This window comes from Massilia alkalitolerans DSM 17462, assembly GCF_000427785.1.
GTDB classification, from domain to species: Bacteria; Pseudomonadota; Gammaproteobacteria; order Burkholderiales; family Burkholderiaceae_D; genus Telluria; species Telluria alkalitolerans.
In genome coordinates this window covers 377,922-392,538 of the sequence record NZ_ATYR01000002.1, presented here as the reverse complement: position 1 = coordinate 392,538, position 14,617 = coordinate 377,922, and the positions used below count along the sequence as shown (strand labels likewise).

General features: G+C 65.5%; 7 protein-coding genes. 3 read left to right on the top strand and 4 right to left on the bottom strand.

The features are described 5' to 3' along the window. Nucleotides 1-4 precede the first annotated feature (4 nt). Complete coding sequence (locus YWC_RS0103675; protein ID WP_027864163.1) at nt 5-3,604, top strand: hydantoinase B/oxoprolinase family protein; 3,600 nt, start codon at nt 5-7, stop codon at nt 3,602-3,604. A 21-nt stretch (nt 3,605-3,625) separates the two neighbouring features. On the opposite strand, the gene YWC_RS28150 is transcribed toward YWC_RS0103675, so the two are convergent. Beyond that, nucleotides 3,626-4,078: a hypothetical protein gene (locus YWC_RS28150; protein ID WP_027864162.1), complete on the bottom strand. Its 453-nt coding sequence runs from the start codon at nt 4,076-4,078 to the stop codon at nt 3,626-3,628. A gap of 124 nt (nt 4,079-4,202) precedes the next feature. Between YWC_RS28150 and YWC_RS28145 the strand changes: the two genes are divergently transcribed. Beyond that, entirely contained in the window at nt 4,203-4,991 is a 789-nt protein-coding gene (locus YWC_RS28145) for a CPBP family intramembrane glutamic endopeptidase (protein ID WP_051306184.1), read from the top strand. Here YWC_RS28145 and YWC_RS0103660 read toward each other — a convergent pair. Both YWC_RS0103660 and YWC_RS0103645 read right to left on the bottom strand, forming a co-directional pair. Then, entirely contained in the window at nt 4,981-7,464 is a 2,484-nt protein-coding gene (locus YWC_RS0103660) for a ricin-type beta-trefoil lectin domain protein (protein WP_156923461.1), read from the bottom strand. The genes YWC_RS28145 and YWC_RS0103660 overlap by 11 nt on opposite strands. 757 nt (nt 7,465-8,221) lie before the next feature. Then, nucleotides 8,222-9,850: a tetratricopeptide repeat protein gene (locus tag YWC_RS0103645; protein WP_027864158.1), complete on the bottom strand. Its 1,629-nt coding sequence runs from the start codon at nt 9,848-9,850 to the stop codon at nt 8,222-8,224. A gap of 202 nt (nt 9,851-10,052) precedes the next feature. Here YWC_RS0103645 and purL point away from each other — a divergent pair, with 202 nt between their 5' ends. Then, on the top strand, nt 10,053-14,078 hold the full coding sequence (gene purL, locus YWC_RS0103640; RefSeq protein ID WP_027864157.1) for a phosphoribosylformylglycinamidine synthase: 4,026 nt from the start codon (nt 10,053-10,055) through the stop codon (nt 14,076-14,078). A gap of 60 nt (nt 14,079-14,138) precedes the next feature. On the opposite strand, the gene YWC_RS0103635 is transcribed toward purL, so the two are convergent. Next, nucleotides 14,139-14,576, bottom strand: coding sequence for a hypothetical protein (locus YWC_RS0103635; protein ID WP_027864156.1), 438 nt, complete (start codon nt 14,574-14,576; stop codon nt 14,139-14,141). Nucleotides 14,577-14,617: the final 41 nt, after the last annotated feature.

Genomic DNA, 14,617 nt, shown 5'->3' with positions numbered 1-14,617 from the left:
GTACATGGACTGGCAGTTCTGGATCGATCGCGGCGGCACCTTTACCGACATCGTGGCGCGCAGGCCCGACGGCCGGCTGCTCACCCACAAGCTGCTGTCCGAGAACCCCGAACAGTACCGCGACGCAGCCGTGGCCGGCATCCGCCACCTGCTGGGCGTGGCAAAGGGCGAGGCGGTGCCGGTCGCGCAGGTGGAGGCGGTCAAGATGGGCACCACGGTCGCCACCAATGCGCTGCTCGAGCGCAAGGGCGAACCGACCGTGCTGGCGATCACCCGGGGCTTTCGGGACGCTTTGCGCATCGCCTACCAGAACCGGCCGCGCCTGTTCGACCGCCACATCGTGCTGCCCGAGCTGCTGTACGCGGAGGTCATTGAAATCGACGAGCGCATGGGTGCGCACGGCGAGACCGTTCGGCCGCTGGACGAAGCCGCCACCCGGGCCGCGCTGCAGCAGGCCTATGACCGCGGCCTGCGCTCGATCGCCATCGTCTTCATGCACGGCTACCGCTACACGGAGCATGAAGCAGCGACAGCGCGCATCGCGCGCGAGATCGGCTACACGCAAATCTCGGTATCGCACGAGGTCAGCCCCCTGATGAAACTGGTGGCGCGCGGCGACACCACCGTGGTCGACGCCTACCTGTCGCCGATCCTGCGCCGCTACGTCGACCAGGTTGCCGGCGAGCTGCCGGGCGTGAATTTGCAGTTCATGCAGTCCAGCGGCGGCTTGACTGATGCGCGTGCCTTCCAGGGCAAGGACAGCATCCTGTCCGGCCCCGCCGGCGGCATCGTCGGCATGGTGCGCGCCAGCCAGCTGGCCGGTTTCGAGCGCGTCATCGGCTTCGACATGGGCGGGACCTCGACCGACGTCTCGCATTTCTCGGGCGAGTTCGAGCGCGTGTTCGAGACCCAGGTCGCCGGCGTGCGCATGCGCGCGCCGATGATGAGCATCCACACGGTGGCCGCGGGCGGCGGTTCGATCCTGCATTTCGACGGCACCCGCTACCGCGTCGGCCCCGACAGCGCCGGCGCCAATCCGGGCCCCGCCAGCTACCGCCGCGGCGGGCCGTTGGCGGTCACCGACTGCAACCTCATGCTCGGCAAGATCCAGCCGCGCCACTTCCCGCGCCTGTTCGGCAAAGGCGGGGACGAAGAGCTCGACCTGGGCGCCGTGCGTGCAGGCTTCGCCGCGCTGGCGAAGCAAATCGGACAGGCTACGGGCGGCACGCCGGCACCGGAAGCGGTGGCCGAGGGTTTCATCCAGATCGCGGTCGGCAACATGGCCAACGCCATCAAGCAGATCTCGGTGCAGCGCGGCCACGACGTGACGGAATATGCGCTGACCAGCTTCGGCGGCGCCGGCGGCCAGCATGCCTGCCTGGTGGCCGACGCGCTAGGCATGAAGACGGTGTTCATCCATGCGCTGGCCGGCGTGCTGTCGGCCTACGGCATGGGCCAGGCCGACCAGACCGCGATGCGCGAGCAGGCGGTCGAGCTGCGCCTGCAGGACGCCGGCGTCGACGCCCTGGCGCTGCGCCTGGCGACGCTTGGCGCCGGTGCCCGCGACCAGTTGCTGGGGCAGGGCGTGGCGCCCGGCCGCATCGAACTGGTGCAGCGGGTGCACCTGCGCTACGAAGGCACCGACTCGGCCATCATCGTGCCCTTTGGCGAGACCGATGCCATGCAGGCCGCGTTCGAGGATGCTTACAAGCGCCGCTATTCCTTCCTGATGCCCTCGCGCGCCCTGGTGGTGGAGGCCGTCTCGGTCGAAGCCATCGGGCGCTCCGACGCGCCCGTCGAGGCGCTTGCAGCGGCCACTTCGCCCGGCGCGCAGCCGGCGCCGGGCGAAGTGGTGCGCATGTTCAGCGGCGGCGCCTGGCGCGACACTGACGTGTTCCCGCGCGACGCTATTCGAGCCGGCGACATCGTGCGCGGCCCGGCGATCATCGCCGAGGCGAATGCGACGACGGTGGTGGAACCGGGCTGGCAGGCCCAGGTCACGCCGCACAATCACCTGGTGCTGCGCCGCGTGGAGGCGCTGCCGGAACGGCGCGCGATCGGCACCACGGCCGACCCGGTCATGCTCGAAATCTTCAACAACCTGTTCATGTCGATTGCCGAGCAGATGGGCCTGCGCCTGCAGAATACGGCGTACTCGGTGAACATCAAGGAGCGCCTCGACTTCAGCTGCGCAATCTTCGATGCTGACGGCAACCTGGTCGCCAACGCCCCGCACATGCCGGTGCACCTGGGCTCGATGGGCGAAAGCATCAAGACCGTGATGCGCAAGAACCTTGGGCGGATGAAGGCGGGCGACGTCTACGTGCTGAACGACCCCTACAACGGCGGCACCCACCTGCCGGACGTAACGGTGATCTCGCCCGTGTTCGATGAATCTGGCGAGGAAATCCTCTTCTACGTCGGTTCGCGCGGCCACCACGCCGACATCGGCGGCACCACGCCGGGTTCGATGCCGCCGGACTCGGATCACATCGAGCAGGAGGGCGTCCTGATCGACAACTTCAAGCTGGTCGACGGCGCGGACGGGATCCTGCGCGAGCAGGAAGCGCGCGAACTCTTGAGCGGCGCACGCTACCCGGCGCGCAACCCCGACCAGAACATGGCCGACCTGCGCGCGCAGGTGGCGGCGAACCAGAAGGGCGTCGAGGAACTGCACCGGATGGTTGGCTACTATGGGCTGGACGTCGTGCGCGCCTACATGGGCCACGTGCAGGACAACGCCGAGGAAGCGGTGCGCCGCGTGATCTCGGCGCTGAAGAATGGGCAGTACAGCTACGATCTCGACAACGGCGCACGTATCGAGGTGGCGATCCGCGTCGACCGTGGCAGCCGTAGCGCCGAGATCGATTTTACGGGCACTTCCGGCCAGCTGCCCAATAACTTCAATGCCCCCTCGGCAGTGTGCATGGCGGCGGTGCTGTACGTGTTCCGCACCCTGGTGGACGACGAGATTCCGCTGAATGCCGGCTGTCTGAAACCGCTGAAGGTGATCATTCCGCCGGGCTCGATGCTCAACCCGCACTATCCGGCCTCGGTGGTATCGGGGAACGTCGAGACCTCCACCTGCATCACCAACGCGCTGTACGGCGCGCTGGGCGTCATGGCCGCGAGCCAGGGCACGATGAACAACTTCACCTTCGGGAATGCGCGCTACCAGTACTACGAGACCATCTCGGGCGGCTCCGGTGCGGGCGAAGGCTTCGTCGGCACCGACGTGGTGCAGACCAACATGACCAACTCGCGCCTGACCGATCCCGAGATCCTGGAATTCCGTTTCCCGGTGCGGCTGGAGAGCTACGAGATCCGGCATGGTTCCGGCGGGGCGGGGCGCTGGCATGGCGGCAATGGCGGCACCCGCAAAGTGCGCTTCCTGGAGCCGATGACGGCGGCGATCCTGTCGAACAACCGTATCCATGCGCCCTTCGGCATGGCGGGCGGGGAGCCGGGCGAACGCGGGAGGAACACCGTGCTGCGCGCCGACGGGACGGTCGAGACCCTGGGCCATATCGGCAAGGTGGGCATGGAAGCGGGCGACCTGTTCGTGATCGAGACGCCCGGTGGCGGAGGCTATGGCGCCCCATAGCGCCTGAGGCGTGCTTTCTCTTCAGGGGCCGGTCCGGCGCGGCTTCCTGGTATATTTTTCCGGAGGCGGCGTATCGATGCTATCGCGCCAGAACTGGTCGAAACTGCCACACAAGGCGGGATGCTCTTCTCGGTTCCGTGCGGCGCAATTCACCATGGATGGGCCGATCGAATCCGAGATGAGGCCGCCGACCACGGCGCCCTTCTCGATCCTGGCAATCGAGTACAGCTCGGTGCCGTTCAGCGCTGCGTCTTCCGCCAGCCAGGCATAAGCGCATCCGCTGAAGTCTTTCGCCAGGCGCTCGGGGTAGAGAACCAGCAAGGGCAAGGGCGTGTTTTCTTCGCCGATGATCACGCTGTCCTCCGGGACCGGGATCGCCGGGCAAGTTCGGGGCTCCCCCGCGCGCTCGACGAGGCGGCATCCTGCCTGGCTGGAGATCGCCAGCAGGAGGATGATCAGTTTGCCGAGTCGCATGGGGCTCCGGTTCACTCCACAGTTCCTCGAGTTCGTCGCACGGTCCGGGTCGAGCCCAGGCTCATGGTGATATTGTCCGGCACCTGAAGCCAGGACGGCGCCAGCCACCATCGACGACATCACCATGCACATCCTGCCGACATCCCCGATCCCCCATCCAGGCCGCGGCCGCCTGCTCCTGGTCGCAGCCGCCCTGTTCGGGTTTTACCAGTTGCCGCAAGCTGCCGGAAACCCCTACCTGATGCTGTTGTTCCCGCCGGTGGCATGGCTGGCTTCGCGCGCATTGGGCTTCAGGGGCATGCGCGCCTGGTACCTGGACGCGCGTCCGGGATGGCTGCGGCTGCTGGCGCTCGGGCTTGCGCTTGCGATCGTTGCCAAGTTCATTGCTGTCGCGGTCGGTACCTGCACCGGTGTCTACAATTTTGCATGGGCGAGCGCTACGCCGGGCATGGCAATGGCGGGGACGCTGGCCTTTCTGGCGTTCTCGACCTTCATCGCGTCTACCGCGGAGGACATCCTCACGCGCGGCCTCGTGCTGCGCGCCTTCCCGCAGCTGGGCCAGCGCTGGATCTTCGTCGTGGTATCGGCGGCACTGTACGTGCTGAACCACCTCCATCGCCTGCATCAGGGCCCGGTCGAGTGGATCATGCTGTTCTGCTTCGGACTCGCCTATGCGGCGGCCTTGTGGCGCACGCGCACGCTGTGGGCAGCGGTCGGGCTGCACTGGGGCTGGAACCTGGCCAATGGACTGCTCGATACCTTCGCCCGGACCGAAGTGGTGCAACCCGCGCTGGCGCCGCTGTATTCCGGCGCCGCTCACCTGATGCTGCTCGCCTGCGCCTTCACATTGATGCGGCCCGCCAGCGCAGGCCGCCCTGGCGTATTGAGTACGCCGGAGCGCCTCAGCCAATGAGCCTGCGCAGCAGCTTAGGCCTCAGCAACTGGGCTGACGCGTCATAGGCGATGCCCACACCGAGCACCTTGGTCCCATTGCTGGTTTCCGCGTCGATCCCGTAGCCCACGGCGATGTCTTTCACGTCCAGGCGCTTTGCGCCCTGGTTGTCGTCCGAGAGGCCGCTCCAGGGGCCGTTTTCGATTTTTTGATATTCGAATGCGAGCCGCCGTTTCGACGATGGCGACACATGGATGCGCAGGCGGATGGAATAGATCGGATCCTCCGGCAACAGCAGGAAGCGTCCGTCGACATCGACGTCGCAAGCGCCGTCTTCGTCGCAAAGAAAATCGCGGTCGACCGCATCCTGGTCCGGCTCATCCTTCAGTTCCACCGTGTCTGCACCATTCTCCCGCATGACAGAAATGCGCATTCTCATGCGGGAATATTCATTCAGACTGATCCTGCCCTTGCCCCGCTCCTCGAGAACGAATTCGATTCCGGTCAAGTAGCCATCGACCTTCAGTTCCCGTTTGTCGACAGTCTTCATGCGCTCGCACTTGCTCGTCGTCTGCGTGGAGAAACCGACAGAATAGGTAATGGGGCGGGTGCCGCCTGGAAGCAGCTCGAATGTCAAGGCCCCGCGCTCATCAAGGACTGGCTCCACGCGTTGACCCGAGATGTCGGCGTCGACGACGGCACTCAGATACATGGGCTTGTTCGCGTCATCGGCCGTACAAGCCTGGCCCTTCCCGTCGGTCGTGAATGTCTTCGCTGCGGTGTTCTGCGCCTGGGCGACGATCGATTTATCCGCAAGCTGGGCGAGATAGACATCTCCTGGCGTCGACGCGCTATTGCTCGAGATTGACAATGCCGAGACGATCACGCCGTCGGACCTGAGGTGCCACAGCTGGTGCTTGCCGCCATTGTCCGGTTGCAGCAACACGCGGCGCCGGTCTGAAAGGACGAACGATCTGGTGTTGTCCTCGTAGCCGTCGATTGCCAGCACCAGCCCGCTTGGATGCCTCAGCTTACCGCACACCCTGCGCGACTCGATCTTTTCCATATCCGCAGGCATTGCCCGCTGCGTGCTCCAGAACGTCGGTCTGTCGTCGTCGCCCTGAACCCGCTTCAGCACCGGTTTGTCGTCCAGGGGCATGGCCAGTGCGTACGCGGATCCGAATGCAGGGTTCCGGAGTTCGCCGCGGCCCGTGAATTCCCAGGTCTGATACTTCGCGCTTCCCAGTTCGCGCAGGCCGACCTCCAGGGTTTCCGGTGGTTTTGCGTCCTTGTCAGGTAGGCCGCCCAGGACGGTGAGCGCGAAGTCGACCGTCTTCTCATGGCCGGGGAAACCGGTATTGACGGGGATGGCGCTGACGATGTTTCCATTCGGTGTAACACGCCAGAGGAACTGGTAGGCCCAATCGAATGGCTTTCCGGTGACCCCTCCGTTTTGCGGCGTTTCCCCCACCATGGCCAGGTAGTGCTGGCTATTGTTGTTCTTGAAAATGACGATGTCGCTTCTGGTCAGCCGGCCGACCTTGAGGTCGTAGTCTCCGTAGAACAGGAAGTAGACCTTGTATTCTTCGATCAGCTGCATTGCCGAGTTTTTCGCGGCGAAGGACTTCAAGGTATTCCAGGCGCGCAAACTCAAATCCTTGCTCAGCACGTCGATACTCGGGATCAGCTTTTCCCGTTGCACCGCCGACCATCGCCGATAGTCATACAGGGACTCCGCCCACTGACCGGCGTTCTCGACGACAGCGCCTTCGCCGCCAACGGCCTGAATCGTGTGGTTCTGTTTCTCGTCCTTGTCGTTCCCGCGACTGTTCGTTTCCTTGCTGCGCTCGACGCTGGTGTCGGAATCGAAGGAGGCCGTGACGGATTCGGCGCTGACCTTGAGGCGCCCTGCGTACCGGCTTGCCACGTCTGATTCGGATTCGTTGCCGATGAATTCCTTGACGTCGGTAGCGAACAATCGGCCACCCACAAGGGTTTGGGTCGGCACAAACTGGCCAAATTTACCGAGGATCGACACCAGGGCGGTAAAACGGTCTTTTTCCGTGTCGGCAGATAGCGCTTCCTCACACGCCGTTTCGAATTCTGCACTTGCACAAGGGCGCGAATCGTCGAAGGATAACTCGACCTTGGGCAGCAGGAAGTTGGCGGTGATGTACAGTTTCTTCTTGATCGCTGCGTCAGTCGAACCCTGCGCATCGTAATACGCTCCGGAGATACCGACGCCGACCGATACGGCCTTTCCGCCGACCACGTTCAGCGAGGACTTGATGTCCACCACACCGTTCTTCTGGACCTGATGCAAGGACTCCGAGGAGGTGTAGTAATTTTCGTAGTAGCCCGAGAAGTTCGGTTTCCGGTACAGGGGATTGGCGACCGCATTCTGTTGCGCAGCGGAGCCGGTTCCAGGTGCTTGCCGCTGGAGGACTTCCCTGAATCCGGTCTCCACCGGATTGGAAAGACTGTGGTCGATCACAATCCCCTTGTAGAATCCGATCCTGCCGAGAAGGTCCTCGCGCTATACGGGATTGAGATCGAAGAAGTCCGGCGAATTCTGAAGTTTCGCATTGTTCTCGAATATATTGACGTCCGGCCCCTGGGCGAAATCGTGCTTCTCCACGCCGGGCTGCGGGCTGCGGGGTGGGCTTGGCGGGAGCTTTACTGACGTCCGGTGCGGGAACCTGGACCGCTTTCCGCACTTGGGAACGCCGATCCTTGGCTTCTTTCTCCTGCTTTTCCAGTGCCGCTTTCGCGTCGTCCTGCGCCTTCTTGTCCTTCGGCGCGCTCTCGGGGGGCTTGTCCTTGGAGGATTTTTCTTCGCTTGCAGGCGGCGATTCAGGCGCAGGTGCAAGCTCGGGTTCAGGCGCAGTCTCGACTTCGGCCTTGGGCTCGGGTTTGAGCTCAGGTTCGAACGCGGGCTCCAGCTCGGGCTTTTCATTCGCCTCGTCGACGACTCCTTGTGCTTGGTTCGGGGATTGGGTCTCCTGCTGACCTGCCTGCACCGGATCTGCCTCAGGTTGACCGTTCTGTGGAGCTGGACTGGGTGGTTTCGTCATGTGTACGCTTGTTCGAATACTGGTGTTGTACTGCTGGCAAAAGCCCGGCCGGCCGGCTGGCAGCGAGCGCTGAGCCAATTGCCCCGTCCGTCATGGAAACACATTATGTGAATCGGCGTCGTCCGCTTTTCGACGCGCAGCCTTGCAAGGACGGGCAGCGCGATCGACGCCGCGTGCCTAGGTCGACATCCCGTACTTGCGCCTGGCCTGCTGGAGCTCTTCCGTGAGGGCCGCCAGGCGCGGATGCCCCGCATCCATCGCCCGCAAGCGCTCGATCTGCTCGGCGGCCACTTCGCCGAGCGCATGGTCCCACCCCAGCTCGTTTACCTGGCGCAGGATGCCGCCCGCCACCGCCACCATCACCTGCAGGTTGCCAGGCGCCATGTGCAGCGCTTCGAGCAGGGTCTGCACCGCGCCGCGCACGTCGCCCATGTTGCGCTTCTCGTCCGCCACGCCGAGCAGGATCTGCGCCTGGGCGCGCAGCTGCTGGCCCATGCCGTCGGCCAGGTCCGGCCGGCCGGCGCGCACGAACACGTTCATCGCCTGGTCCACCGTCACCTGGCTGGAAGCGTCGCCCATCACGCTCATCATGACGTTCGAGGCCTGCTCGTCCATCTGGTGTTCGAGGCAGGCCTGCGCCAGGCCGATCTTGAGGGTCGGCGACAGCCCGCTGCTGGTGCGGGCCGCGCTGACGGCGTTCGACAGTTCGGCCACGGCGGCGCTGACCTTGCCCATCTTTTCCAGCAGCAGGGCGCTCGAGTAGGCCTTGCAGGCATCGACGTTGGCGTTGCCGCGCATCGAGCGCTCCAGGTCGCGGATCACGCCGCCGGCACCCGCGACGTCGCCGCGCGTGACCATTGCCTTGACCAGGTTGACGTGGTCTTCGGGATTGCGAAATTCCGAGTAGCGCGCCTTGCTCACCACCTGCTTGAAGGATTTCTCGGCGGCCTCGGCATCGCCGTTCTCCAGTGCGACTTCGCCCAGCTTACGCAGGCGGCGCACCATGTGCGGGGAGATCGATACGGCCTCTTCCAGCACCTTCTGCGCATCGAGGCTGCTGCCCAGCTGCTCGTGGCAGCGCGCCAGCAGGTCGTAGGCCGCCATCAGGCGCGGATTGGCCTGCACCAGCGCCCCCAAGGTATCGCGCGCATCTTCCGCCCGGCCTTGCGCGAGCATGGTGCGCGCCAGGCCAAGGCCGGCCCAGCCCAGCGGACGCTCGGCCAGCACGTCGCGGTAGATCGCGCCGGCCTGGGCGTGTTCGCCGCTGGCCACGTGCAGCTCGGCCTTCAGGCGCAGGAAGTCGAGCGCATAGCGCGGGGTGGCGATGGCCGCGGTGGCGCAGGCGCGGATCGCCTCCACAGATTTACCCTGCGCGGCCAGCTGCCAGACCGGGAGCAGGGCGCTGCGGCGCTCCAGCGCGCGCTTGATGCGGGTGCTCAGCATGTCGACCGTGAAGGGCTTGAGCACGTAGTCGGTCGGCGTCAGCTCGGCGGCGCTGACGACCTTGTCGTACACGCCTTCCGACGTGAGCATGATGAAGATGGTCGATGCCGTGATCAGGCGGTGGTGGCGCAGGTCTTCCAGCAGCTGCTGGCCGTCCTGGCCGTCCCCCTGGGGGCCGCCCAGGTCGTACTCGCACAGGATGATGTCGTAGCCGCGCTTGGCGAGCTGCTTGATGGCCGTGCCGGCATTGATCGCCGACTCGATCCTGGTGATGCCGGCCTGGTTCAGCATGTTCTGCAGGCTGCCGCGCATGCCCTGGTTGGGGTCGACGATCAGTACCGTGAGGTTGGCGTTCTCTTGCATCTCGCTTCCGTTCCTGTGCGGTGCCCGTGCACCCTGTTTTAATTATGGTGTGCTTACAATACCGATAAGTTCCTGCAGGATCAAGAAATGTCCGTTCTACAAGGTCTGGACTGGTAGGAATGCAACGCTGCCTAGTGACACTGTATAATAGCGGGCTATCTTCCACCCAAGCAGCGACGCTGCATCAACCAACTTCTCAGCCATGTTGATTCTGCCGGGTTCCAACGCCCTGTCCGCCTTCCGTAGCCAACGCCTCCTGTCGCAACTCCAAGCCGTCGCACCATCGATTGCCGCAGTCCAGGCCCGCTTCTATCACTTCATCGACGCCAGCGCGCAACTAGGCGTCGAAGACACCGAGCGCCTGTCGGCCATGCTCACCTATGGCGAGCCTGCGGCGCAGACGCTGTACGAGGGCGTGACCGAGGAGTTCTTCGTCATCCCGCGCCTGGGCACGATCTCGCCGTGGGCCTCGAAGGCCACCGACATTGCCCACAACTGCGGCATGCAGCACGTGCACCGCATCGAGCGCGGCGTGGGCTATACCGTCGTGCTCAAGGGCGGCATCCTCGGCACCGGCATCGGCGCGCCGAAAAAGCTGGGCGAGCAGGAGCTTGCCGCCGTCGCCGCGCTGCTGCACGACCGCATGACCGAGACCGTGCTGCGCAGCGCCGACGAAGCGCAGCGCCTGTTCGACGAACTCGAAGGCCGGCCGCTCGAGACCGTGGACGTGATCGGGCAGGGCCGCGACGCGCTGGTGCGCGCCAATCTTGAACTGGGCCTGGCGATGTCGGTCGACGAGATCGACTACCTGCACGATGCATTTACCCGCGCGCAGCGTAACCCGACCGACGTCGAGCTGATGATGTTCGCGCAGGCGAACAGCGAGCACTGCCGCCACAAGATCTTCAACGCCGACTGGATCATCGACGGCGTCAAGCAGGACAAGTCGCTGTTCGGCATGATCAAGAACACCCACCAGCTGAATCCGCGCGGCACCGTGGTCGCCTACAGCGACAACTCCTCGATCATCGAGGGCGCCAGCGTGACCCGCTTCTTCCCGCGCCTCGGGCAGGAATATGGGGCGTCGACGGAACTGACCCACATCCTGATGAAGGTCGAGACCCATAATCACCCGACCGCGATCTCCCCGTTCCCGGGCGCCTCCACCGGCGCCGGCGGCGAGATCCGCGACGAGGGCGCGACCGGCCGCGGCGCCAAGCCGAAGGCCGGCCTGACCGGCTTCACGGTGTCGAACCTGCTGCTGCCGGACGCCCAGCGTCCGTGGGAGAACGCTTCCGACGTCACCGCCGGCGAAAACGGCCGCGTGGACGCCGTGTATGGCAAGCCGGAGCGCATCGCTTCGCCGCTGCAGATCATGATCGACGGCCCGATCGGCGGCGCCGCCTTCAGCAATGAATTCGGCCGGCCGGTGCTGGGCGGTTACTTCCGTTCCTACGAGCAGAACGTGGGCGCGGCCGGCAGCGTGTACGGCTACCACAAGCCGATCATGATCGCCGGCGGCATCGGCAACATCGCAGCAGAGCACACCCACAAGGACGAGATCCCGGTCGGCAGCCTCCTGATCCAGCTGGGCGGCCCGGGCATGCGCATCGGCATGGGCGGCTCGGCCGCGTCCTCGATGGCGACCGGCACCAATACCGCCGACCTGGACTTCGACTCGGTCCAGCGCGGCAACCCGGAGATGGAACGCCGTGCCCAGGAAGTCATCAACGGCTGCTGGCAGATGGGCGCGGACAACCCGATCATCTCGATCCACGACGTCGGGGCCGGCGGCCTGTCGAACGCCTTCCCGGAAATCGTCAACGACGCCAAGCGCGGCGCGCTGTTCGACCTGCGCAAGGTGCCCCTCGAAGAGAGCGGCATGGCGCCGAAGGAAATTTGGTCAAACGAGTCGCAGGAGCGATATGTGTTGGCGATCTCGCCAATGGACCTTGATAAATTTGCATCGCTGTGCGAGCGCGAGCGCTGCCCGTACGCAGTCGTGGGCACCGCCACCGAAGAGCGCCAGCTGCGTGTGATCGACCCGCAAGCAGGTAACAACCCGGTCGACATGCCGATGGACGTCCTGCTCGGCAAGCCGCCCAAGATGCTGCGCGACGTCGAGCACGTGAAGTATGACTTCCCGGCCATCGACCTGACCGGTATCGCGCTCGAGGAAGCGGCGCGTCGCGTCCTGTTGCTGCCGACCGTGGCCGACAAGTCCTTCCTGATCACCATCGGCGACCGCAGCGTGGGCGGCATGACCGTGCGCGACCAGATGGTCGGCCCGTGGCAGGTGCCGGTCGCCGACTGCGCCGTCACCGCCATGTCCTACGAGGGCTTCGTGGGTGAAGCGATGGCGATGGGCGAGCGTACCCCGCTGGCCGTGATCGACGCCGCCGCCTCGGGCCGCATGGCCGTGGGCGAGGCGATCACCAACATCGCCGCCGCTGCCGTTGATGACATCGGCGACATCAAGCTGTCGGCCAACTGGATGGCGGCCTGCGGCCAGCCGGGCCAGGACGCCGCGCTGTTCGACACCGTCAAGGCAGTGGGCATGGAGCTGTGCCCGGCGCTGGGCGTGTCGATCCCGGTCGGCAAGGATTCGCTGTCGATGCGCACCACCTGGAACGACGACGGCGCCGACAAGTCCGTGATTTCGCCGGTGTCCCTGATCGTGTCCTCGTTTGCCTCGGTACCGGACGTGCGCCGTTCGCTGACCCCGCAGCTGCGTACCGACCTCGGCGACACCGCCCTGGTGCTGGTCGACCTCGGCCGCGGCAAGAACCGCCTGGGCGCATCAAGCCTGGCGCAGGTGTTCCAGCAGATCGGCGACAGCGTCCCGGACGTGGATTCGGCCGACGACCTGAAGTCTTTCTTCAATGCCGTGCAGCGCCTCAACAAGGAAGGCAAGCTGCTGGCCTACCACGACCGTTCGGACGGCGGGCTGTTCGCCACCCTGGCCGAGATGGCCTTCGCCGGCCGCGCCGGCGTGTCGGTCAACCTCGACATCCTGACCATGGAAGGCGAGCACGCTTCCGACTGGGGCGACGCCAAGAACTGGACCTCGCAGGTGGGCGAGCGCCGCAACGAGATGACCTTGCGCGCGCTGTTCAGCGAAGAGCTGGGCGCGGTGCTGCAGGTGCGTGCGGAGGACAAGCAGGCCGTGATGGCCGTGCTGCGCGAACTCGGCCTGGGCGCCTGCAGCCACATCATCGGCAAGCTGAACGACCGCGGCGTGATCGAATTCACCCGCGACGCCAAGCTCATCTACAGCGAGAAGCGGAGCGTCCTGCACCGCCTGTGGAGCGAGACCAGCTGGCGCATCGCGCGCCTGCGCGACAACCCGGACTGCGCCGACCAGGAATACGAGCGCCTGCTGGACGAGAGCGACCCGGGCCTGTCGCCGAAGCTGACGTTCGACCTGACCGACAACGTGGCCGCTCCCTTCATTGCGACGGGCGTGCGTCCGCGCGTGGCGATCCTGCGCGAGCAGGGCGTGAACTCGCACATCGAGACCGCCTGGGTCATGCACCAGGCCGGCTTTGCCGCCGTCGACGTGCACATGAGCGACCTGATCGCGGGCCGCGCCAAGCTGGCGGACTTCCATGGCGTGATCGCCGTCGGCGGCTTCTCGTATGGCGACGTTCTGGGCGCGGGTGAGGGCTGGGCCAAGACCATCCTGTTCAACCCGCAGCTGTCGGATCAATTTGCTGCGTTCTTCGCGCGCCAGGACACCTTCGGCCTGGGCGTGTGCAACGGCTGCCAGATGCTGAGCAACCTGAAATCGATCATCCCGGGCGCGCAGGCGTGGCCGAAGTTCACCCGGAATAAATCGGAGCAGTTCGAAGCGCGTTTCGGTATGGTCGAGGTGCTGGACTCGCCGTCGATCTTCTTCGACGGCATGGCCGGCACCCAGGCGCCGCTGGCGATCGCCCACGGCGAAGGCTTTGCCGACTTCTCGCTGACCGGCGACATCGGGCAAGTGATCAAGTCGCTGCGCTACGTCGACAACCGCGGCCAGGCGACCGAAACCTATCCGTTCAACCCGAACGGTTCGCCGGGCGGCCTGACCGCGGTCACCACCGAGGACGGCCGCTTCACCGCGATGATGCCGCACGCCGAGCGCGTGTTCCGCACCGCCGTGCACTCGTGGGCCCCTAGCGGCTGGCCGGACGAGTCGCCGTGGATGCGCATGTTCCGCAACGCGCGCAAGTGGGTCGGCTGATCGGCTGAAGCCACGACGAAAAGCGCCTCCACGGAGGCGCTTTTTTCATGGTGGAGCGGGTCAGGTGGCCCAGACCGGCTGGTCCGGCGTACCGTTGCCGACCGGAGCCGGCTGGCCGCCGCCGGCGCCGGCATCGTCCGCGGCCCCGCCACCACCCGCACCTGCACCCCCGGGTTCAGGGACGAGGCCGGCGCCGCCGCTGCCGCCGCCGGCGCCCGGCATCGGCTGCGTCTGTGGATCCGCTCCGCCTTGTCCCGCACTGCCTCGGCTGGTCTGCGGCGCGCCCGCAGGCATTGCATTCGCTTCCGGCGGCGACTTCAGGAAGTCGCCCTGCTGGCTGTCACCGCCATGGGCGCCGCCAGTGTAATGACCCGCGTTCGACTGCACGCTGCCCGCGCCCGGATCCTGGGGCGGCACCTCGTACTGCCACAATCCGCCCTGGGAGGCGTTCTTGCCGTCCTGGCTGGCGGGTGCTGTTTTGGCTTGTTCCTTGTCCATGTCGTCCTCCTGTGGATCAAACGGCCCGATAGTAGCCGTCA

Coding starts and splice junctions, on each gene's coding strand:
- YWC_RS0103675 (WP_027864163.1), top strand. CDS start 5: ATGGACTGGCAGTTCTGGATCGATCGCGGCGGCACCTTTACCGACATC.
- YWC_RS28150 (WP_027864162.1), bottom strand. CDS start 4,078: ATGCGACTCGGCAAACTGATCATCCTCCTGCTGGCGATCTCCAGCCAG.
- YWC_RS28145 (WP_051306184.1), top strand. CDS start 4,203: ATGCACATCCTGCCGACATCCCCGATCCCCCATCCAGGCCGCGGCCGC.
- YWC_RS0103645 (WP_027864158.1), bottom strand. CDS start 9,850: ATGCAAGAGAACGCCAACCTCACGGTACTGATCGTCGACCCCAACCAG.
- purL (WP_027864157.1), top strand. CDS start 10,053: ATGTTGATTCTGCCGGGTTCCAACGCCCTGTCCGCCTTCCGTAGCCAA.
- YWC_RS0103635 (WP_027864156.1), bottom strand. CDS start 14,576: ATGGACAAGGAACAAGCCAAAACAGCACCCGCCAGCCAGGACGGCAAG.